Annotated in this window: 17 protein-coding genes; 8 read left to right on the top strand and 9 right to left on the bottom strand. The window is 49.1% G+C overall.

What is annotated here, in order from left to right:
* The first annotated feature begins 13 nt into the window (after positions 1 to 13).
* The 6 genes from pilM to RBT11_02545 all read left to right on the top strand — a co-directional run bounded on the left by pilM (position 14) and on the right by RBT11_02545 (position 7,863).
* Entirely contained in the window at positions 14 to 1,096 is a 1,083-nt protein-coding gene (gene pilM, locus RBT11_02570; GenBank protein ID MDX9785634.1) for a type IV pilus assembly protein PilM, read from the top strand.
* Positions 1,093 to 1,674, top strand: a complete 582-nt coding sequence (locus tag RBT11_02565) for a PilN domain-containing protein (GenBank protein ID MDX9785633.1) — start codon at positions 1,093 to 1,095, stop codon at positions 1,672 to 1,674. The genes pilM and RBT11_02565 overlap by 4 nt, the downstream gene beginning before the upstream one ends.
* Positions 1,671 to 2,312, top strand: a complete 642-nt coding sequence (locus RBT11_02560) for a type 4a pilus biogenesis protein PilO (protein ID MDX9785632.1) — start codon at positions 1,671 to 1,673, stop codon at positions 2,310 to 2,312. Before RBT11_02565 ends, RBT11_02560 begins: the two co-directional genes overlap by 4 nt.
* Before the next feature lie 9 nt (positions 2,313 to 2,321).
* Positions 2,322 to 3,065 (top strand): pilus assembly protein PilP, encoded by a 744-nt coding sequence (locus RBT11_02555; GenBank protein ID MDX9785631.1) that lies wholly within the window; start codon positions 2,322 to 2,324, stop codon positions 3,063 to 3,065.
* A 1-nt stretch (position 3,066) separates the two neighbouring features.
* Positions 3,067 to 5,724, top strand: a complete 2,658-nt coding sequence (gene pilQ / locus RBT11_02550; protein MDX9785630.1) for a type IV pilus secretin PilQ — start codon at positions 3,067 to 3,069, stop codon at positions 5,722 to 5,724.
* Between the two features lie 66 nt (positions 5,725 to 5,790).
* The gene (locus RBT11_02545; GenBank protein ID MDX9785629.1) at positions 5,791 to 7,863 is read left to right on the top strand and encodes an invasin domain 3-containing protein; all 2,073 of its coding nucleotides are present in this window, start codon (positions 5,791 to 5,793) and stop codon (positions 7,861 to 7,863) included.
* A 130-nt stretch (positions 7,864 to 7,993) separates the two neighbouring features.
* Here the strand turns inward: RBT11_02545 and RBT11_02540 are convergent, their stop codons facing one another.
* Genes RBT11_02540 through serS form a run of 4 tightly spaced genes read right to left on the bottom strand, consistent with a single transcriptional unit; the run spans position 7,994 to position 13,324 of the window.
* Positions 7,994 to 8,752 (bottom strand): tetratricopeptide repeat protein, encoded by a 759-nt coding sequence (locus tag RBT11_02540; GenBank protein ID MDX9785628.1) that lies wholly within the window; start codon positions 8,750 to 8,752, stop codon positions 7,994 to 7,996.
* Positions 8,753 to 8,757: 5 nt separating this feature from the next.
* Positions 8,758 to 10,545 carry a hypothetical protein gene (locus RBT11_02535; GenBank protein MDX9785627.1) on the bottom strand — a complete coding sequence of 596 codons (1,788 nt, stop codon included), beginning with the start codon at positions 10,543 to 10,545 and terminating at the stop codon, positions 8,758 to 8,760.
* A complete protein-coding gene (thrC, locus tag RBT11_02530; protein MDX9785626.1) occupies positions 10,545 to 12,053 on the bottom strand; it encodes a threonine synthase in 1,509 nt (502 codons plus the stop codon). Before thrC ends, RBT11_02535 begins: the two co-directional genes overlap by 1 nt.
* Positions 12,050 to 13,324 carry a serine--tRNA ligase gene (gene serS, locus RBT11_02525; protein MDX9785625.1) on the bottom strand — a complete coding sequence of 425 codons (1,275 nt, stop codon included), beginning with the start codon at positions 13,322 to 13,324 and terminating at the stop codon, positions 12,050 to 12,052. Before serS ends, thrC begins: the two co-directional genes overlap by 4 nt.
* 254 nt (positions 13,325 to 13,578) lie before the next feature.
* On the opposite strand from serS, the gene RBT11_02520 reads away from it, so the two are divergent.
* Complete coding sequence (locus RBT11_02520; GenBank protein ID MDX9785624.1) at positions 13,579 to 14,166, top strand: 5-formyltetrahydrofolate cyclo-ligase; 588 nt, start codon at positions 13,579 to 13,581, stop codon at positions 14,164 to 14,166.
* A gap of 119 nt (positions 14,167 to 14,285) precedes the next feature.
* Positions 14,286 to 14,939 (top strand): protein-L-isoaspartate(D-aspartate) O-methyltransferase, encoded by a 654-nt coding sequence (locus RBT11_02515; GenBank protein MDX9785623.1) that lies wholly within the window; start codon positions 14,286 to 14,288, stop codon positions 14,937 to 14,939.
* Positions 14,940 to 14,972: 33 nt separating this feature from the next.
* Here RBT11_02515 and RBT11_02510 read toward each other — a convergent pair whose 3' ends face one another.
* The 5 genes from RBT11_02510 to RBT11_02490 form a co-directional block, all read right to left on the bottom strand.
* On the bottom strand, positions 14,973 to 17,144 hold the full coding sequence (locus RBT11_02510; GenBank protein MDX9785622.1) for a vitamin B12-dependent ribonucleotide reductase: 2,172 nt from the start codon (positions 17,142 to 17,144) through the stop codon (positions 14,973 to 14,975).
* 30 nt (positions 17,145 to 17,174) lie between these two features.
* Positions 17,175 to 18,080 (bottom strand): selenium metabolism-associated LysR family transcriptional regulator, encoded by a 906-nt coding sequence (locus RBT11_02505; GenBank protein ID MDX9785621.1) that lies wholly within the window; start codon positions 18,078 to 18,080, stop codon positions 17,175 to 17,177.
* 2 nt (positions 18,081 to 18,082) lie between these two features.
* Entirely contained in the window at positions 18,083 to 18,580 is a 498-nt protein-coding gene (gene coaD / locus RBT11_02500) for a pantetheine-phosphate adenylyltransferase (protein MDX9785620.1), read from the bottom strand.
* A 156-nt stretch (positions 18,581 to 18,736) separates the two neighbouring features.
* Entirely contained in the window at positions 18,737 to 19,324 is a 588-nt protein-coding gene (gene rsmD, locus RBT11_02495; GenBank protein ID MDX9785619.1) for a 16S rRNA (guanine(966)-N(2))-methyltransferase RsmD, read from the bottom strand.
* Positions 19,325 to 19,364: 40 nt separating this feature from the next.
* Positions 19,365 to 20,720, bottom strand: coding sequence for a sigma-54 dependent transcriptional regulator (locus RBT11_02490; GenBank protein ID MDX9785618.1), 1,356 nt, complete (start codon positions 20,718 to 20,720; stop codon positions 19,365 to 19,367).
* Positions 20,721 to 20,725 lie beyond the last annotated feature (5 nt).

Genomic DNA, 20,725 nt, shown 5'->3' with positions numbered 1-20,725 from the left:
ATGAGAGCTGAACATGGTGTTTAAAAGAAAAGACCATCTCGTTGGCCTGGATATCGGTTCCCAATCCATTAAAGTTGCCGAAATCAAATCTTCCAAAAATGCCCGAACATTAAAAAAATTCGGTATGACGGAGCTTCCACCCGGTCTAATCGAAGAGGGCGCTATCAATGATCCCCAGGCCGTGGCGGATGCGATTCGCCAGTTATTCAAAACATACAATATAAGAGAAAAGAAAGTAGCGCTTTCAATCGGCGGGTATTCAATTATTATCAAAAAAATCAATCTTCAGAAAATCAGCGAAGAGCAGTTGTTGGAGACGATTCATTTTGAAGCCGAACAATATATTCCATTCGATGTTAACGATGTGAATCTGGATTTTCAGGTTTTAGGGGAAAGCGAGCACAATCCGGATCAGATGAATGTGCTGTTGGTGGCGGCCAAAAAGGAGCTTATCAGCGATTACATCAATTTGGTTCAGATGGCCGGTCTTGAGCCGGCCATTATTGATGTGGATGCTTTTGCGCTTCAGAATGTATATGAATCAAGCTACGTGCACCTTATGGCGGACGAAACGGATGAATCCGACGTCCCGGCCACCGCGCTGATCGATATCGGCGCGAGCAAAACCTCGCTTAACATTTTAAAGGGCTTTACGTCACTGTTTATGAGAGATATTTCCTTCGGTTGCAACCTGATAAACCAAAAAATTGCCTTCCAGTGCGATTGCAGCATAGAAGAAGCCGAGAGAATAAAACGGGATGATTCCTCGGGGCGTCTTTCCGCAGAGAATCTGGCTGCAATTATTTCGGACGTATCCGAGGAGTGGATCGATGAAATTCGGCGTGCTCTTGATTTTTATTATTCTTCCTTTCCGGATGACCGTATTGGACGGATTATTCTCAGTGGTGGCGGGTCTAAAATGAATGCTATCCGGGAGCGCTTGATTGCAGAGACCGGTGCCGACGTTGAAACCATTAAACCGTTTGGAAACCTGAATATAGATGATGAAGGTTTTGACGCGTCATATTTAGAACAAATAGCACCCCAGGCAGCCATTGCCATGGGGCTGGCATTGAGAAGAGTTGACGACAAATGATAAAAATAAATCTGCTTCCATTTCGTTTGGCCCGAAAAAAGGAAAATGTTCGCCGTCAGGTATCTATTTTTATGTTGCTGCTCGCGTTTGCAGCCGGGCTTCTGTACTATGGCAATTCGTTCTGGAGTGATCGGATTAACGATTTGGAGCGAGAAGTCGCGTCTTTGGATCAAGCTCTTAAGGTTGCCATGACAGCTGCTCAGGAAGTGGATCGCATCAAAAAAGAGCTTGAGGATCTCGCCCAAAAAATGAAAGTAATCGGCGATCTCAAGGCCAACCGCAGGGAACAGGTAGAGCTTCTGGAGGCCATGACGACGCTGGTGATTGAAAAACGAATGTGGTTCACCAGCTTTTCCGTAAATGGCCCAACGATCAGCATCAAGGGGATTGCCCTGGACAATACGACCGTTGCGGATTTTATGAGGAAGTTGGAACAATCGAAATTTTTTTCGACGGTTATTTTGGGTAATTTAACCAAAGAAACGGTTAGTAAAACCATGAACCTGAAAAAGTTCGAGATTACCTGTAACAAAGCACTCCCTGAAAGTCCGGTTAATCCAAAGGCCAAGGTATCATGAAAAAACAATCCAAATCCGTTCAGGTCATGACGCCGATTTTTGAAAAAATCGGAATGCTGAGCAAGCTTCAGCGAAGCCTAATTTGTTGCGCCAGCTTTTTGATACTGATCGGCGCTTTTTACTATTTTTCATACATGCCGAAAATAGAAAAAATAAACGGATTAACACAACGGCGGGACACCCTTAGACAGCAGGTGGCGACGGCTCAACAGAAGGCAAAACAACTGGCGAAATATCGTGAAGAAAAGAAAAAAGCGGAAGCTGATTTTATGATTGCCAGAAAAGTGCTTCCCGAAAAAACGGAAATTCCGTCATTGCTTACGGGAATCAGCCGATCGGGTCAGAATGCCGGACTGGAGTTTTTATTGTTCCAGCCGCAGAAAGAGATTCGGAAAGATTTTTATGCCGAGATTCCCGTATCCGTCAAGGTGGTCGGGGGATTTCATAACGTGGCTGCTTTCTTCGATAATGTCGCCAGGCTCGATCGTATTGTAACCGTTCAAAATGTTGCAATGGAAGCCGATAAGGCGGGGAAAGATAAACTGACAACAAGCTGCACGGCTGTTACATACCGTTTTGTAGAGCCGGAAATAAAGCCGTCCGCGGAGCCGCAAAAGGGAAAAAGAAGACGAAGGTAATTGCAGAGGATGAAGATAACCGTTATGTTTAAATCCAATCCATTCAACTGGACGATTGCGAGTGCACTTTTTCTTTTATTTCTGGTTCTGGGGTGTGGGGAAGCAGAGTCGCCGCAGACCAAACCCGTTGTTGTAAAAAAACGAATTACTGAAAAAACGCTTCCCGAGAAACCGGAAAAAGCAGGGGGCGCTGCGGTTGAGAAAGCGGATGCGGTCCCGTTGGCAACTGAAAAGAAGGTCGCTGATTCCACCCTCGAACCAAAAGAAGATTCGACAGCTTCCAGCCGACGTCCGATGGTCTCGCCGGAAGAAAAGCAGGATACCCCTTCATCGGAATCCTCACCGGAAATATCACTTTCGGATAAAATTGTGGGTGCCAGTCCGCGGTATGATCCGGCAGGAAAAATAGATCCATTTGAGCCGCTGTTCAAAGAAACGCCGAGTGTAATTGCTTCGACGGAAACAAAATATAAGCGAAGAAGACCGCTTACTCCCCTGGAGAAAATCGATGTGAGTCAACTAAAATTGATGGGGGTTATTCGGGCTGAAAGCGGTAATCGTGCGCTGCTCGTGGATGCCACGGGAAAAGGCTATATTGTCACCACCGGAACCTATGTTGGCATCAATGGGGGGCGGGTTGTTGAGATTGAAAAGCAAAGCGCCTTTATTGAAGAAGAGGTCGAGGATATTTTCGGAAAGATTACGGTTTCGCGACAAGAATTGAAATTGCAAAAACCGGCTGGAGAAGAATAGTATGAATCACCATGTCAAAAAATCGAACAGATGGGGCGGCCTTCACCTCCTTTTTATGCTGCTTGCTGCCCTGATGATAGGGTGTGCCGCGAATGCGCCCTCTCGACAACCGGAGGCGGCAGCGCCGGGTCAGTCAGAAGAAGTGCCGGGGTCGCAAGAAAAGAGCATAACCGGCATTCGGACGGTAAATGGTGAGAATGGCGTTCAAGTGAAAATTGCCGGAAACGGGCCACTGACTTATATGTCCGTGAAACAGCCGCACCCGCTAGCCGTGGTGCTCTATTTCAAGGACACGGGGTTGGCTGGCGGGACGCCGAAACAAGCAACGGGAAGCGGCGTGGTTTCCGCCATCAACGCGGCTGACATTGCGGAAGGCCAGAGCCGAATTGAAATTTTATTGGCAGAGGATGTGGATTACACGGTCAGTCGGGAAGACGGTGGCCTGATGGTCTCTTTCCCCAATTCTGGTGAGCGGGAAACATCGCCAGCGCTTTCGCAAATGAGCGAAACGCACCTGTCAGAACAACCGGGGTCGGCGAGCGAGCCGCCGATGAATGTGGCGTCGATCGCCACGAACCTTAATTCAATATCAGCCGCTCCGGACGAAAAAAGCACGATAGTAACCGTTGCCGCGGACGGGTCGATTCATAATTATAAATCCTTTACGCTGGAAAATCCGCCGCGCATCGTATTTGAGTTGTTTGGATTAAAAAGCCAATCTAAGGGAGAGCAGGTGATTCCGGTGGGGAGCCCCTGGGTGAAAAACGTCCGCTATTACGCTTATCCTGAAAAAATTCGAGTTGTTATGGATACAACAACGCCGAATCTCAGTCGCTTTGGTGCCTGGCCGGTGGAATCGGGGCTTATCATTCGCATTGGTGATGAGGGAAAGCGCGCCCCGGTGGATGGGGAGGTTGCGATTTCGGCACCGAAACAAACGGTAGCTCGACCGTACCAGCCCGTTTCCGGCAAACCGGCCTGGGTGAATCGGATCGATTTTGCCAGCGAGGAAGCGGGAAAATCGACCATTTTAATCGGAACTACGGAACCGGCCCAATACGCTTTGAAAAAAGTCGGTGATCGGCTTTTGCGTCTTACTTTGGATAATACACGGTTGCCGGAGTATCGTGAACGTCCGTTGATTACCAACCGATTCCAAAGTGCAGTCGATCGCATTCTTCCGGTTCGAAAGCCCGGGAAGCCCGAAAGTGCCTACTTTGATATTGAACTGCGCGAAGCCGTTCCCTATTTGGTTGAACAGCAGGACCGGTTGATTCTCGTTCATTTTGAGGCGTCATCCGTGCCTCCCCAGTCATTACATGTAAAAACCTTGCCCGAATGGGAATCCGCATCCAAAACGGCGTTAGTGGCGAATCCCCCCGTTTCGGTTGAAACGATAGCGGAAGAGGCGTATGCGCCGAATATTTTTGCCGGAAAGCAATTTGGCGGCGAAAAGATCGCTCTCGATTTTTATGAGACGGACCTAAAAAATGTTTTCCGAATATTGAAAGAGGTGAGCGGTAAAAATTTCGCCATTGACAAGGACGTAAGCGGCAAGGTGACCCTGTCCTTTGAGAAACCGGTTCCCTGGGACCAGGTGATGGCGTTGATACTAAAGATGAACCAGCTGGGGCAGGTTGTGGATGGGGATATCATCAGAATCGCCACGCTGGCCACGCTTAAAAAAGAAGAAGATGAGCGACAGGCTGCTATCGCGGCACAGCAAAAGGCCATCGAGCAGCAAGTCGCGCTGGAGCCATTGATTACCGAATATATTTCGGTTAATTATGCCAAGGCAAAGGAAGAGGTGTTGCCCCACCTGCAAAAAATAATTACAGAAGGCAGGGGAAATGTCACGGTGGATGATCGAAGCAATCAAATTATCATCACCGATGTTGCGGCGAAAATAGAGCAAGCCAAGGGAATGGTGAAACAGCTGGATAATGTAACCCCCCAGGTCATTATTGAGGCCAGAATCGTAGAGGTCAACAGCTCCTTTTCAAACGAGCTCGGAATCAGTTGGAATGCCCAGGCCGATAATATTCAAAAGAACTTTTTGGGAGGTTTGGTGGACTGGGATGTGGCCATGAACTACCCGGTCGCCAGTACCGGTGCTATCGGATTTAATTTTACGCGTATTGCCGGGACGCCGTTGATCTTGGATGCCAGGTTGTCCGCGAGCGAGGTAAAGGGCAATGCCAAAATCATTTCCGCGCCTAAAATCGTGACGCTCGACAACAAAAAGGCAAAGATCAAACAAGGCCTTGAAATTGCCTATTTTGAAAGGGATGACTCGGGCGGAAGCTCGGTTAAATTTAAAAACGTTGATCTGCTTCTTGAGGTCACGCCTCATGTAACGCCGGACAAGCGGGTTTCGATGACCATTTTTATCACGAAAAACGATGTTAAGGGGTTTGAGGGCGGGATTCCCACACTGTCCACCAACGAGGCCGAGACCGAGCTTCTGGTGAACGATGGTGATACCATTGTCATTGGCGGAATACTCAAACAATCCACCTCCGGCGGCACGGACGGTTATCCGGGACTGTCCTCCATCCCCGTTGTGAGCTTTTTGTTTAAAAACACCTCAAGTTCAGGCAATAACGGCGAATTGCTGATTTTTATCACGCCGCAGATTGTTCAGCTGGCTCAACGCTGATTATTACCATCCCTATCAGGGTGTTATTCAGGTTAGCATAAAACCTTTTGAAATTATGGCCAACAGATGGAAAGGGACAAGTTTATGAAGCGTAGCAGTTGTATTGTTCGATTTTTGGTTGCGCTGCCAATCTTATCGATAATTTTGATGACCGGCGGGTGCAGCTCGGATGGCGGCGGCTCTGATGGTTCGTCCACACCAACACCCACCCAAACGCCCTTTACAATAAGCCTTTCCGCCAGTTCAAATTTTATTGATTTCAATGAAACGACCAGCATCAGTGCGGTTGTGTATGATGATAGCGGGAATACCATTGCAGGCGAAAGTTTGATTTTCACCGTTGATGATCCACTGATAGCCTCTGTGACCAGAAGCGCTGTCACCGGCAGCAATGGGACGGCGATAACAACGTTCAGCGCAAGAACATTTTCCGGTGATGTGAACGTTACGGCAACAGCGGGTGATTTGTCCAGTGCGCCGATAGTCATTACCATACTTAGCGGCGCTGCTCCTTCGGATATGAGCCTAACGATCAATCCCAGTGCAATCCTTGTTAAGGGAACCTCGACTGTACAAGCTCGTGTATTGGATGATAATGGGGGGCCTGTTTCAGACGGCACCACCGTGAGCTTTTCGTCGGGGAATGTGTTGCTTGGAACTTTTTCCTCGGCCACGACAACAACCAACAGCGGCTATGCTTCCGCTACGTTTAATGCAGCGAGTCAGCCGGGCACTGTAACGGTTACCGTCAAGTCCGCAGGCTTGTCCGAAACGGCCAATATTACTATTTTGCCGGCGCCGGCGGCAGTCTTACAGTTTGTTTCGGCAACACCGCAGCTTCTCGCCATACAGGGGTCGGGCGGTATAGAAACGGCCGTTGTGAAATTTGTGGTAAAAGACAGTAATGATGATCCCGTAGAAGGCACAAATGTCTCTTTTGTGTTACAAGGCCCCAATGGGGGCGAATATATCGATCCGCCGCCGGATGCGACACCGAAACAAATCGATGTTTCCACAGGTGCGGATGGCGTTGCGCAGGTGATTTTACACAGCGGTGCCGTTTCCGGACCGGTCACCATTAGGGGAACCACTTATGTTACGGATGGGCAAGGGAATCAACTCCCCATATCGGCGCAGTCTTCCGTTATATCGATTGGTGGCGGCGTTCCATCGGCCAAGCATTTCAGCGTGGCTGCATCAAAATTGAATGTCCCGGGATTAGGGTATAACGGGCTGGAAACAGCGTTTACCGTTTATCTTTCGGATCGATTCGGGAACTACAACATATTGCAGGGAACAACCGTTTCTTTTATCAGTGAGGCCGGCCTGGCGGTAGATACCGCCAATGTTACGTTAGATGCGACGGGGGTGGCCTCCGTGACCGCCAGAACTCAAATTCCGTCTTTATTTTCAGGGCCGGAGAATGTCCAACCCCTGGCATGGGAATCATCTCTACAGAATTATATCGCCAATACTTACGGCATCAATATCGGACACCCCAGAGACGGCAGGGCTTCCGTGTTGGTCTATGTAAGAGGAGAGGAACATTTTAGTGACAGCAACGCTAACGGCGTTTATGATGCGGGGGAAACTTTTACAGATACCTTGGACGATCCTTTTAACGATTTCAATGACAACAACACTTATGATGGCCCATCCTCCTCAGACCCTCAGGAGCCCTATATAGACGCCGGATCCAATGGTATCTGGAATGGCAGCAATAACCGATGGGACAGCAACAAATTCATTTTTATGAACTTTCCGATATTGTTAACCGGGCCACTGCATGTTCAACCGAATGTGAGTTCGTTTACTGTTGCTGATGGCAGTAGTGCGGAAATAAGGTTACTTGTCTGTGATGAGAATGGCAATATACCGCCTGCCGGCACCAAGCTGAGCGTTTCAATTGATAAGGGCCGCATTTTGGGCACAACCGATTTGACCTATACGGACAGTAATTTTATCGCTTCTTCAATGAGTGGGCAGTTGAGCCAAATTGAATTTGTTTATAACATAGAAGACGCGGATGCCGGCGATACCAAAGCACTTGAAAATGCAAAGATAACCTTTACGGTTGACTGGGCGGGAGAAGCAAGAAAAGACACCTATAGTGTTAGCGTATATGGCACAATAGATTAATCTTATAGCGCTTATGAGGGAAGATACTAAAAAAGGGTTCTTCCGATAGGGATACCGTATGAATCAAACTACAAAAGGCCGGGAAGCCATGATTTATGGTTTCCCGGCCTTTTGCTTGGCGATTATCTTTTTAATTAAAGGAAGTTAACGCCGTTTTGGCGGATTTTCCAATTTCGCTGTTGGGAGACAAGTCCATGGCGCGCTGAAAGGCCGCTATGGCTTTATCTTTTTCCCCCTTGCGCTGGTAGATTCTACCGAGATCCAGGTGGGCTTGTGCAAATTGGGGTTCGTTTTGAACCGATTTTTCAAGGTAGCTCAGGGCCGCATCGATTTTCCCGGTGGCCAGAGAAACAAGACCCATCCCCCAGAGCGCACGGAAAAAATCGGGCTCAAAGTCAAGGGCTTGTTGATAATAGTTTTCCGCCTGCGCATAGTCTTTTTTATTATAGTAGGCCCAGCCGATATTATAGAGCGGAAAGTGCGGGGTTGCGTACAAAAGATTTCCGGTAAGCTCCTTTAAGCAATTAATGGCGGCGTCCCACTCTTTCCGACGCAAATAGACCGTGCCGAGATTGTTTCTGGCCGGCGCATAATCGGGTTTGAGGGAAAGGGCCTTTTTGTAATGGTCGATCGCCAGATCCAATCTGCCCTTGGCGGCATAAACGGTTCCGAGTGAATTATGAAGATAGGGGTCATCGGGCTCCAGCGCTTCGGCATTTAACAGCTCTCTTAAAGCAGAAGTATAATCTCCTTCCTTTAAATAGGCTTCTCCCAGGTTTCGCTGGGCCTCGAACTGGCGAGTTTTATCAACCGTTGCGCTCGGTGTGCTGCACCCGATGAGGCAACCTAAACAGATCGCGGTCAATAGCAAATAGGGTGTTGGTTTCATCTTTTCTATTCCTCCGTCCTGTACGGTTGGCTTTCTGTGAATGGCGATGCGATTTGAAATATATCAAGGCCCCTGTCAATGAAAAATTGAACCAGCAAGGGGTCCAATGGCACCATCGAAAAAAACGCCTCAGATGATGCTGGTAAAGAAACGAGATAACCGGGAATTGAAAATTCAGCACCAAAGGCCGCCGGTTCAGGTGTTGCGCTAAAGTGGGGATCGGTTTGAAACGAAAGGCCGATGCCGGTAAGCAGTTTTTCTATAATATCCCGGCTGGTATCCTCCGCCGATAATCGAATTACCTTTAGGCCCGACGTTTCGATGGCCGTGACCGCCTCTCCGTAAAGGCTGCCGAAATCAATGAGCAAGGATCTGCCGTTTGCCGTGTCAATGAGATTGGAAACAGCGGGAATTTGCATACCGCTGTATGGAAAACTGATCGCAACATGAGGCGAATATGAAATGTTCAATGATGATAGAAGCGATGAAACAAACCGTTCCGGAGGAGAGGTTTCGATAATTTTTTCCTGAGTAAGGGTTGGCGCCTGGTGCTCGCCGTCATTTTTGCACGGTAACGCACTGGTGATCGATTTGAGGCAAATTCCGTGTTTCTCCAGGTAGGTTAATAAGGTGTTCGGAATGGTATGGGCCTTTTCATTCAAGGAAAGGATGCCGATCTTGCGACCAGTTGTTAGCGGTTGATCCGTATTCAGTTGCGGAGGCTCGAACCACCAGCGGGCCTTGATGGCAATGTGGACGCCATTGTCAAGAAGCGAGATCTCCCCCTTATCTTCTTTTTCAGTGCCTGTTTTGAAATAAGCATTCAGAAGCTGTTCCGGTGTGGCGTCGGCATCAAGCGTAACAACGGTTAAGTTTTTCCAGAAAGAGGTTACGGCGGCCATATCGCTTTCGGACATGGCGGGCAATGTTGTTGCCGCAGGCGCAAACATCACACGGCGATGATCCGAAAATTCAAGGACCGGGTATCGTGCAAGATTGAGCGTAACATCGCTGTTGTCGGGCCTGGGGAAATAATAGGTGCCCTTGTCGATAAGTTGCGCTTCAAGAAGATCGGCAACCTGTTGAAGGGGTGTGCGGGTGTCGGAGACCGCTTGATAATGTGTTGGTTGTTCCGAAGGAAACGATGGATCTGCAATCATATTTCCGGCAGCATCGAAAAGAGAAGCGTACACGGGTTGGTTCAGAAGATCGGCGTTTGGCAGCCAAACCGATTGGCCGGTAACAATATGATTCGGGTCTGCGATACGGGGATTCAGTCGCCCAAAAAGACGAAGGCCATCCTGATGTGCCTTGGTTCCGTATTTCCCGAACGTGTTGGATAGAAGGTCAATCACGGTATCGCCCGGCTTCACTGTGTATTCTCTGGCATGTTTTTTTAAGGCATTCGGAATGGTCGCAAGGCTCACAAAGGGAATGGTGACGAAGCCGCTTTGTTGATCCGGAAGGCTGTTCGGCGCAAGCTTTTTGAGGGGAATGAAAACATGCTCACCGGGTTGAATTCGATCGACATTGCGGACCTGAGGATTTAATCGACTGAAAATAAACAAAAATTCTGGCAAATCCGTCTGCGCGATCTCCCCGCGCGCTCTGAAGAGTTTTAAGATGGAATCATTGGATTGCACGATATAAGGGTCGCAAAGGATATCGCGGCCCCGATCCTTTCGGACCACATAGCTTTTGTATAGCAAGGTCGCCGTTTGTGCCGGTGTCGCCGTAATCATCCAAAAACCGGCGGCAATAAAAAATGCTAACACCCGGTCTGGCAGCCGCATTAAGCGCCTTCCTTTTTTAAGTTAAGGGTGGTGGCGATTTCTTCGGTGACCCGAGAAACAAAGCGATCAAAAAGAACACCGGTAAGCGGTTTTCCGGGCATGGGCACGGCATCAAGATCTTTGGGATGAATCAATACCGGTGCGTTGATCAGATCGGGATTCGGCGTGATGCCGAACTCCGGCGGAATGATATTTTGAAAATACATGTCGGAAAAACCGGCGAATTTCAGTGCGTGCGCAGTGGAATCGATCACCGCGGTATCTTGTTCGTCAACCAGCCCCTGTTCTTTGGCTGCCACCAGCCCTGCCAGGGACTCGCCGCCATGGGTGCAAGCAATGTGACCATTGCGGTTGGCTAGAAGCTGCCAGTCCATGATGGCCTGCTCCGTTACTTGAACAACGAACACGGCTTGCCGGCCTGCCGTCTGATTGTAGGTGTTCGATAGATGAATAACGCGTGGCATGGAGACGGGGTTTCCAATCATGGCCGCCTGGGCGACACTCGGCTTTACTGTAACGGGTGTAAATTTGCGCTTGGAGGCATCTTGCTCCTGATAATAACGGAAAACCGGATCCGCATGATGGGACTGCACCCCGATGATCTTTGGTAATGCAGTAATGACGCCGGCTTCGTAAAATTTTAAAAAACCGCTCATCACTGCGGTGATGTTCCCGGCATTGCCGATGGGAACAAAAATGGCCTTGCTCTTAAGATCATACTCGAAATCCTGCGCGATTTCGTATGAATACGATTCCTGCCCGAGGATTCGCCATGCATTTTTGGAATTCAGCAGCGCTACGGGGTAGTTTTCGGAAAGCGCTTCGACCACCTTCATGCAATCATCGAATACACCGGGCAACTCAAAAACGCGCGCACCGCTGCATAGCGGCTGAGAGAGTTGCTGTGGCGTGACCTTTCTATGAGGCAGAATAACCGCGGACTTGATATGCGGCTGTAAATAAGCGGCATACAGAGCAGCTGCGGCGGATGTGTCGCCGGTGGACGCGCATACCGCCAGTACATCGGAAACCGCCCCGGTTTGAATCAGATAATGAATATAGCTTAACGCGCTGGCCATGCCGCGGTCTTTAAATGAAGCGCTTGGATTCTGGCCGTCATTTTTAAAGAAAAAGCGGATTCCGGCTTTATGTTGCATAAAATCATTGGCTTCAATCATGGGTGTGTGACCTTCACCGAGATAGACGATGCTTTCCAGGGGCATGACCGGGCCGATAAATTCGTGATAGCGATAAATCCCTTTTAGGGATGGCAGGGTAAGCATCTTTCGATAGTCGAAAATGCGTTGCCACATTCGGCCATCAATTTTTTTGAGTTCATCAAACCGGTTATCTTTAATGAGCAGGACTTGGTGGCAGTGTGGACATGTGTAAAGCAGCGCATCGATTCCGTAGGTCCGGCCGCATTCAAGGCATTGGTAAATCAGTTCGCCCTTGGGTTGCGGAATGATATAGGGCTGAATTTCTATTGGGAAATTTTCTGGTTTCACAGTGTTATCCTCTCCAGTCCCCCCATGTACGGCCTTAAAGCGGTGGGGATGACGACGGAGCCGTCGGCCTGTTGATAGTTTTCGAGGATGGCTGCCACGGTTCTGCCCACGGCAAGGCCGGAGCCGTTGAGCGTATGAACCAGCATGGTGCCTTTTCGGCCCTTGGTTCTAAATCGGATATTGGCACGCCTTGCTTGAAAACTTTCAAAATTGCTGCAGGAAGATATCTCCCGGTAGACGTCTTGCGCTGGCATCCACACTTCGATATCGTACGTTTTGGCAGCGGAAAACCCCATATCCCCCGTGCACAGCGTGATAACGCGATAGGGCAGGTTCAGTCGCTTGAGAATTTCCTCCGCATTCAGCAGCAGCGTTTCTAACTCTGCATAGGAAGACTCTGGTTCCACAAACTTTACCAGTTCCACTTTGTTAAACTGGTGCTGCCGAATAAGCCCGCGGGTGTCCTTGCCATAAGAGCCGGCCTCTGAGCGAAAACAAGGCGTGAAGGCCGTGTAATAGATGGGCAACATCTCCTGGTCGAGAATCTCTCCCTGGTGAATATTCGTGAGCGGTACTTCCGCAGTGGGAATAAGAAAATAATCCAAGCCGTCGAGTTTGAATAAATCCGCTTCAAACTTCGGCAATTGGCCTGTATGGGTCATGGTGGTCCGATTGACGATATATGGCGGAAGAATTTCCTTGTATCCGTGTTCTGTGGTATGCAGATCAAGCATAAAATTGATCAGCGCTCTTTCCATGCGTGCGCCCGCTCCCAAATAGAGGGGAAAGCGAGCACCCGTGATACGGGCGGCGCGTTCGAAATCGAGAACATGTAATTTTTCACCGATGGTCCAGTGTGCTTGTGGGGCAAAGTCAAAAACGGGCGGACGGCCCACCACTCGCAACAAGGTGTTTTCGGTTTCATCTTTTCCGATGGGCACTGATTCATTCGGTATATTAGGAAGTTGCAATAAGATCTTGTCCAGCGATTCTTCAGTCTGGGAGATGGCTTTTTCCAGCTCTTTAATTTTATTGGAAACCGCTTTGGTTTCATTCATCAGGATCGAGGCATCTTTGCCGGCTTTTTTTAAAGTTGCGATGGTTTCTGAAACCGTGTTGCGTTGATGACGCAAGGCCTCGATTTCTTGAAGCAGATTTTTGCGCGATTCATCGAGTTGCTTGAACCCGGCAAGGTCGATGGTGTTGCCGCGATGTTTCAGCGCTGTTTCGATCCCCAGAAGATCTTCTCTCAATAACTTGATTTCCAGCATAACCGTTCCTATATTAAAGGATTTTATAAAGACTTATTTAATTATGTGTTCCATATGGTAAAAGCCGGTTGCAATATAATGCCGATCCGTTGAAAGTGATCGTGCCCAACGAAATTGGTTGTTTGACCGGCAAAACAACCTAAAGGCTACCACCGGGAATAGTTTTCGTCAATGATTATTGTAAGTTGACTTGTGCTATGAAATCATATAGACTTTTTTATTCATACACGCTATCTCAGACGCGGGAGAGACCTATGGAGGAAATCAAAGAGAAAAAATATGAAATCAGACGCCAAGTCGCGCAGCAGTTGGCAACGCTGTCTGATGACGAACTGTTGGAAAGAAACCGACAGATAGAAGATCGGCTTTTTGATTTTGCCAATTTTCTTGAGGCGAAGATTGTTCTTCTTTACCTGGATGGAAAGCTTGAAGTCGCCAGCCGCCGTATTATTGAAAAGAGCTGTTCCCTGAATAAAATCGTCGTCTTACCGGTTCCGGAAGACCCCCCGTCAAAAATTATGCTTTTGAAGGTGGACCATCTGGATACGGATCTTACCGTGAATGCGGCCGGTAAGCCCATACCGGATCCAGTGAGATGCAAGCGGGTTCCGATGGATCGAATCGATATTGCGTTAATACCAGGGGTTGCGTTTGACGAAAAGGGCGGTCGCATCGGCATGGGGGACGGTTTTTACGATCGATTGATTCCCAAACTGCCGGCCACAACGCGTAAGGTAGCGCTATCCTTTGATGATCAGGTGCTGTCGCAAGTGCCCATGGAACCACACGACAAGCATGTGGACATCATTATAACGGAAAAGCGGGTGATTTATAAAATATAGGCGTTCATCCTTTTAATTAATCAGCAAAAATCATCGTTACCGGGGAACGGTCTGGCTTGTTTTTATATAGCCGTCGCTTCGATGATAAGGTTGCATGGAAACGGTATTATAGAACTGAAATGGACCATGACGAACTTAAGCACGAACGGCAGCGAGAAGAGATGGTTCGCCGCCAGATTGAAGCGCGCGGTATCTCGGATCCGCTTACCTTGGCCGCCATGCGAAAGGTACCGCGCCATCTGTTTGTCAGCGAAGCGCTCAGGGACCAGGCATATAGTGATTATCCTCTTCCGATAGGTGAGCAGCAAACCATTTCACAGCCGTTTATTGTGGCGGAGATGACCCAGGCGCTGGCGCTGAAAAAAGAGGATCGCGTTTTGGAGATCGGAACCGGTTCGGGGTATCAGGCTGCCGTGTTGGCACAGATCGTGTTTAAAGTGTATACCATCGAACGAATTAATTCGCTTTATTTGGCTGCGCGAAAACTCTTTGATCAGCTTCGCTATCATAATATTATCACGCGATATTCGGATGGCACCACGGGTTGGAAAGAAGAGGCGCCGTTTGACGCGATCATGGTAACCGCCGGTGCCCCGGAAATTCCGGAAACGCTGGTAAATCAGCTTGCCATGGGCGGCCGCATGGTTGTTCCCGTGGGAGGGCATCATTCCCAGGAGCTGATACAATTAACCAGGGAGATGGATGGAATTCACCAGAAAAATTTGGGCGGTTGCCGGTTTGTTAAGCTGGTGGGAGAACACGGATGGCGTTGAGCGCTGCAGTCGGTGCCGAAAGGATTCTTCGCGTTAGCAGCATTTTGAGAAACCGCATGAATGGCAAATCAAGCAGCCCTCCTCGTGGGACAGTGATCCGCTGCACTCCGGGCAAACGCCCATAACAGACTGGTTTTCTTCTACGATATTTAAATCCGTGACGCCTTTCAGCACTTGAGAAATCGCATCCGGGCAGGATAAGACCATTTTGCCGTTTTGCCAGGAAGGCGATGGGCAGCGAATACCGATCAATTGTTTGATAATGGCTTCCAGCTTTACGCCAGAGCGCAACGCCAAGGATATCAGGCGCCCGACCGCCTCGATTTGGGAGGACGCGCATCCGCCGGTTTTTCCCATTTGTGCAAAGACTTCGCAGATACCGGCTTCATCGGCATTTATGGTGACATAGAGTTTGCCGCACCCGGTTTGAATTCGCTCGGTAACCCCGCGTGTTCGCTGGGGGCGGGGCCGCGGCGCGATGCCAGGGGGTTCTTTTTCTTCTTGGCCGATAACCAGCACCTGTTTGTCGCGGCTGCCGTACCGGTAGATTGTAACCCCCTTGCATCCGCTCTTGAACGCATCAATATAAGCTATTTTGACATCTTCCATTGTAGCCCGGGCGGGAAAATTAACGGTTTTGGAGACGGCATTATCCGTGTATTTTTGAAACGCGGCTTGTATGTTTATATGCCATGGTGCGGTGACATCATGAGATGTGCGGAAAACTTGTTTGAGGTCTTCCGGCACGGAATCGATATCCTGAACGGATCCTTTCTCTGCGAGTTCGCGGGCCAACGCTTCAGAGTAGACGCCTCTTTCCTTCGCCATTTTAATGAATAACGGATGAATATCAAACAACGTTTTTCCCCCCAACACGTTTCGTGCGTGGGCCACGGCAAAAAGGGGCTCTATACCGCTGGATGCGCCGGCAATAATGCTGATGGTGCCGGTGGGGGCGATCGTGGTGGTGGTGGCGTTGCGCATATAAGGGCTTTCAGGCACATCGAAGATGCTGGCCTTGTAGGCGGGAAAATTCCCACGTTTTACGGCAAGCGCTGCCGAGGCAGCCTTTGATTCCTTCGAAATAAACGCCATTACGGATTCAGCTTGCTTCAGCGCATCCTCGGAGTCGTAGGGAATACCGAGTTCGATGAGCATATCGGCAAAGCCCATTACCCCCAGGCCGATTTTTCGAGTTTGTTTGCTCTTCTGCTCGATTTGCTTTAACGGATATCGGTTTACTTCGATCACATTGTCCAGAAAGTGAACGGCCGTATGCACGGTTTGTTTCAGACGGTTAAAATTCAGGGTTTTTTTGGTCACCATTTTTCCGAGATTGATCGACCCCAGTGTACAAGATTCATAGGGCAACAGGGGTTGCTCTCCGCAGGGATTGGTTGCTTCGATTTTTCCCAGATGCGGCGTCGGATTGACTTGGTTGATCCGGTCGATAAAAATAACGCCGGGTTCGCCGGTATGCCATGCGGATAAGATAATCGAATCAAATACCTGCGAAGCAGGAAGCCGTTTGACGGTGGTTCCGGTTCTCGGATTAATCAGGTCATAATCGGTGTTATTGGCGTAGGCCGCCATAAAAGTATCTGTAATTGCAACTGAAATATTGAAATTGGTTAACCGGTCGGTATCATTTTTGGCCTTAATAAACGCCTCGATATCCGGATGATCCACGCGAAGCACGCCCATGTTGGCGCCACGGCGGGTGCCACCCTGCTTAACCGTTTCCGTGGCGATATCAAATACCGATATGAACGAAAGCGGACCACTGGAAACGCCGGCCGTTGAGAGGACGACATCGTTTGCCGGGCGAATTCTGGAAAAGGAGAAACCCGTACCGCCGCCGCTTTTATGAATCATGGCGGTGTGCTTTAATGATTCAAAGATGCTCTCCATTTCATCCTCAATGGGCAGCACAAAACAGGCGGCCAACTGCCCTAAGCGTCTGCCGGCGTTCATCAGCGTAGGGGAGTTCGGCAAAAACCACAGGTTTTCAATTATTCCGAGAAACTTCTTTTCGGTTTTTTCAACGGCCCCTTTCGAATCAAAGATGGTATCGGCTGAAGCAATATGGTTTGCCACTCGCTTAAAAAGCGCTTCCGGTGTTTCCTGTACCGTGCCGTCCCGATCCTTCTTCAGGTATCGTTTTTCAAGAACGGTTAGCGCATTAGGGGATAGGGAGAGACTCATTTTTTGGGTGCCCATTAGTTAGAGGGTGGTTTATGAACCGTTAACCTGTTTCCATGAAAGCAAAAAATCAATAAATGCACGGCTTGCGGGAGACGGGGTTCGATGTTTGGCGCGAGTCAGGTAGAACCGCCGCTTAAATGAAACCCCCTTAATTTCAATCGCAGTTAATCGGCCTGCTTCCAAATCGTCGTTGACAGCCAGGCTGGAAAGAATCGAGACGCCGATATTGTTTTTAACCGCTTGGCGAATGGCCTCGGTACTGCCCATCTGTGCCCTGATGTTGAACCGGTTTATATCATATCCTTTTTTTTCGAGACTCAGCTCGATGGTTTTTAATGTCCCCGAACCAGGCTCCCGAGAAATAAAAGGCTCTTTTTGGACCATCGCCAATGAAACCTGCTTTTTTTGGGACCAGGGGTGCCCCGAGGGAACGACGAGTCGAAGCTCGTCCTGTAGCAACGGATCCTGAATTAACCCAGAATCTTCCGTTTTTGCACCCACAACACCCACTTCCAGTTTGCCAGAGAGCGTATCTTCAATGATGGTTCGGGTGTCTCCCAGTGCCAGGCAGACCCGAACCATTGGGAATTCTTTTGAAAATCCACCAATTACCTTGGGGAGTATAAACACGCCCGGAATGGTGCTGCCGCCGATGAGAAGCGGCCCTTTGATGGTGCCTTGAAAAGCGGCAAGGGCGGTTTCCGCTTCATCTCGAAGCGCAAGGAGTCGTTGTGCGTAGGAGTGCAACAGTTCGCCGGCCTTGGTGGGAAGCGCATTCTTTGGCAGTCGATCGATCAGCCGGCACCCGATGTGATTTTCCAAGTCTTTGATATGGCTGCTGACGGTCGGTTGAGACAGGTGAACGGTGTCCCCCGCTTTTGAGAAACTGCCAGATTCAACGACCTTACAGAAGATGTGGAGTTGCCATAAATCCATGGTTATTCGGAGTGAGACGGCAGCTTGAATTTTTCTTGAAGCCTTTTAAAAACGAAAGGCGGCACCATATGATCAACCTGGCCGCCGAAACTGGCCGCTTCTTTGATAATGGAAGAACTGGTGAAGATCCATCGCAGGCCGGTCATGAGGAACACCGTTTCCACCTTTCTGTTCAGCCGTCGATTCATCAACGCCAGCTGAAATTCATATTCAAAATCAGAGACCGCGCGCATACCGCGTAAAATGGCATGGGCTTTTTTCTGGGCTGCATAATCCACTAAAAGTCCGGAAAAGGTATCCACTTCGATATTGGGTAAATCCTTCATGCTCTCTTTGAGTAATTCCACCCGTTCTTCTAATGAAAAAAGAGGCTTTTTTGAAGGGTTATATAAAATCGCCACGATGATCTTATCAAATAATTTGAGGCCCCGCTCGATGATGTCCAGGTGACCGTTCGTGACGGGGTCGAAGGATCCGGGATAAATGGCCAATCGTTTCATGTTTTCTAAACGAATCCCTCCATATGGGGTTGCGGAAAACCGGCATCTTCATCTGACAACGGCCCATTCAAATAACCGGATAGGCTTCGGTGCAAGGCACATTATCCCGTAGCATACCGAGTGAAAGATGCTGTTTCAGAAAGCGCGTAAGATATCTCATATCGTATAATCAACAAAAGAAACAAGCGTTTTTCCATACTTGCGCTGATCTTTGAGATGAAAGCACACCATATTGATGGGCGGCGGTTCCGTCAGCGCGTGCTCCACCACAATCAGCGCGCGGGTTGCCAGCGCTTTGCTGTTATGAAGATCGCAGAGCGTGGTTTGGATGAGCCCTTTATGATAGGGCGGGTCCATAAATACAAGGTTGAATGCAGCGTTGTAAGCGCGCAAGCGCATGAGCTCCGATTTGATATCGGTATTCATAACATCGGACTTGCTTTGAAACCGACAAGCGGCGATATTTTTTCGAATAATCTCCAATGAGGCATGGCTGTTATCCACAAACAAGGCAAAGCGGGCACCGCGGCTGAGCGCTTCTATTCCCAAAATGCCGGTTCCGGCGTAAAGATCCAGCACCACCGCATTCGGCACGGTATCGGAGATCATGTTAAATACGGCTTCTCTAACCCGGCTGGCAGTGGGTCGTGTAGCCAACCCGCTGACCGAAAACAGTTTTTTCCCCCGGCGGTCGCCTGCGATAACCCGCAGCCCGCCGAAAGATGCTTTTTCCGGATGACGCATTGGCCGTATTTTTTTCGTGCTGCATAAGCGGCCCAAGACATCACCCCTTTTTGCCGAGTATTTTCTTTAACTCTTTCAAGGAAATGCCGATTGCAGCAGCTGTCTTTTTTGAATCGTTACCATTCAATGCCATTTGTTGTCTGATATAGGCTTCTTCAAAGGCTTTTTTCGCTGTTTCCAAATTGGCTGTGGCAAGTGCCGGCATCTGAAAGCTCGTAGAAGCGCTCTGAGTATTTGAATGATTGGAGAGCGGCAGATCGAAAAGCTGTATCGTGTCTTTTTTGACCATAATAGACAACCGTTCTATCAGGTTTTTAAGCTCTCGAACGTTTCCGGGCCAAGGCGCGTTGCATAACCATGCCAGCGCCTCCGGCGACATTTTCTTCTGTTTCATGTGGCCCTGGCCGGCGCATTCCTTCAGAAATGTCTCCGCCAGCAGGGGAATATCTTCCGACCGTTGCCTTAAAGGGGGCACCTCGATTGGAATGACATTGATGCGGTAATAAAGTTCTTCTCGAAACAGTCCTTTTTTGATTTCCTCGGTGAGATTCTTATTGGTCGCGGCAATGACCCGGACATTGACGGAGAGGGTTCGTGCGCTGCCCACGCGATGGAATTGTTTCTCCTGAAGCACGCGGAGAATTTTAGATTGGGTTGAAAGGCTCATATCCCCGATTTCATCGAAAAACAAGGTACCTTCCGCGGCCAATTCGAATTTTCCAACTTTTTTGCCCGATTGGCCGGGAATAGAGCCTTTTTCATGGCCGAACAGTTCGCTTTCGATGAGATTCTCCGGTATGGCGGCACAATTGATATCGATGAGCGATTTGTCCGCCCGTGCGCTCAATTGGTGAATGGTTCGCGCCACCAGTTCCTTGCCGGTGCCGTTTTCTCCGGTGATGAGGATCGAGGCATCGGTTGGTGCCGCCTGGGCGATTTGTTTTCTCAGGGTTTGTATTGGCGGGCTGTTCCCGGTAATGGCGTGCTTTTCGATCGTTTTTTTTCGCAAATACCGGTTTTCTTCTTCCAATCGCCTATAGTTCAATGCGTTGTTGATGGTAACGATGACCTTGTCCACGGATAAGGGCTTTTCGATTAAATCAAAAGCCCCGAGCTTGGTGGCCTTAACGGCGGTTTCCACATTGCCGTGCCCGGAGATGAGAATGACCTGAATATGGGGATGGTCCTTTTTTATTTCTTTCAAGGTCTCAATGCCATCGATTCCCTGCATCCAGATATCGAGAAGCACTAGATCGGGCGCTTCGGCCTCGATCATTTGCAGCGCTTCATAGCCGTTGGCTGCAGCGGAAACTTCAAAGCCTTCATCCGAAAGAATGCCACTCAGCGATTGTCGAATGGCTTTTTCATCATCTACGATTAAAACGGAAGGGTGCATTCGTG

The organism is Desulfobacterales bacterium, assembly GCA_034003325.1.
Taxonomy (GTDB): domain Bacteria; phylum Desulfobacterota; class Desulfobacteria; order Desulfobacterales; family JAFDDL01; genus JAVEYW01.
Note: the sequence above shows the minus strand (reverse complement) of the source record. Positions and strands in the feature narration are given on the sequence as shown.

Bases quoted from the DNA above. Each gene is read 5' to 3' on its own strand.
- RBT11_02505 (MDX9785621.1), bottom strand. From the start codon at position 18,080: ATGGATTTATGGCAACTCCACATCTTCTGTAAGGTCGTTGAATCTGGC.
- RBT11_02540 (MDX9785628.1), bottom strand. From the start codon at position 8,752: ATGAAACCAACACCCTATTTGCTATTGACCGCGATCTGTTTAGGTTGC.
- RBT11_02535 (MDX9785627.1), bottom strand. From the start codon at position 10,545: ATGCGGCTGCCAGACCGGGTGTTAGCATTTTTTATTGCCGCCGGTTTT.
- serS (MDX9785625.1), bottom strand. From the start codon at position 13,324: ATGCTGGAAATCAAGTTATTGAGAGAAGATCTTCTGGGGATCGAAACA.
- pilQ (MDX9785630.1), top strand. From the start codon at position 3,067: ATGAATCACCATGTCAAAAAATCGAACAGATGGGGCGGCCTTCACCTC.
- RBT11_02565 (MDX9785633.1), top strand. From the start codon at position 1,093: ATGATAAAAATAAATCTGCTTCCATTTCGTTTGGCCCGAAAAAAGGAA.
- RBT11_02490 (MDX9785618.1), bottom strand. From the start codon at position 20,720: ATGCACCCTTCCGTTTTAATCGTAGATGATGAAAAAGCCATTCGACAA.
- RBT11_02560 (MDX9785632.1), top strand. From the start codon at position 1,671: ATGAAAAAACAATCCAAATCCGTTCAGGTCATGACGCCGATTTTTGAA.
- rsmD (MDX9785619.1), bottom strand. From the start codon at position 19,324: ATGCGTCATCCGGAAAAAGCATCTTTCGGCGGGCTGCGGGTTATCGCA.
- pilM (MDX9785634.1), top strand. From the start codon at position 14: ATGGTGTTTAAAAGAAAAGACCATCTCGTTGGCCTGGATATCGGTTCC.
- RBT11_02510 (MDX9785622.1), bottom strand. From the start codon at position 17,144: ATGAGTCTCTCCCTATCCCCTAATGCGCTAACCGTTCTTGAAAAACGA.
- RBT11_02545 (MDX9785629.1), top strand. From the start codon at position 5,791: ATGGAAAGGGACAAGTTTATGAAGCGTAGCAGTTGTATTGTTCGATTT.
- RBT11_02555 (MDX9785631.1), top strand. From the start codon at position 2,322: ATGAAGATAACCGTTATGTTTAAATCCAATCCATTCAACTGGACGATT.
- coaD (MDX9785620.1), bottom strand. From the start codon at position 18,580: ATGAAACGATTGGCCATTTATCCCGGATCCTTCGACCCCGTCACGAAC.
- RBT11_02515 (MDX9785623.1), top strand. From the start codon at position 14,286: ATGGACCATGACGAACTTAAGCACGAACGGCAGCGAGAAGAGATGGTT.
- RBT11_02520 (MDX9785624.1), top strand. From the start codon at position 13,579: ATGGAGGAAATCAAAGAGAAAAAATATGAAATCAGACGCCAAGTCGCG.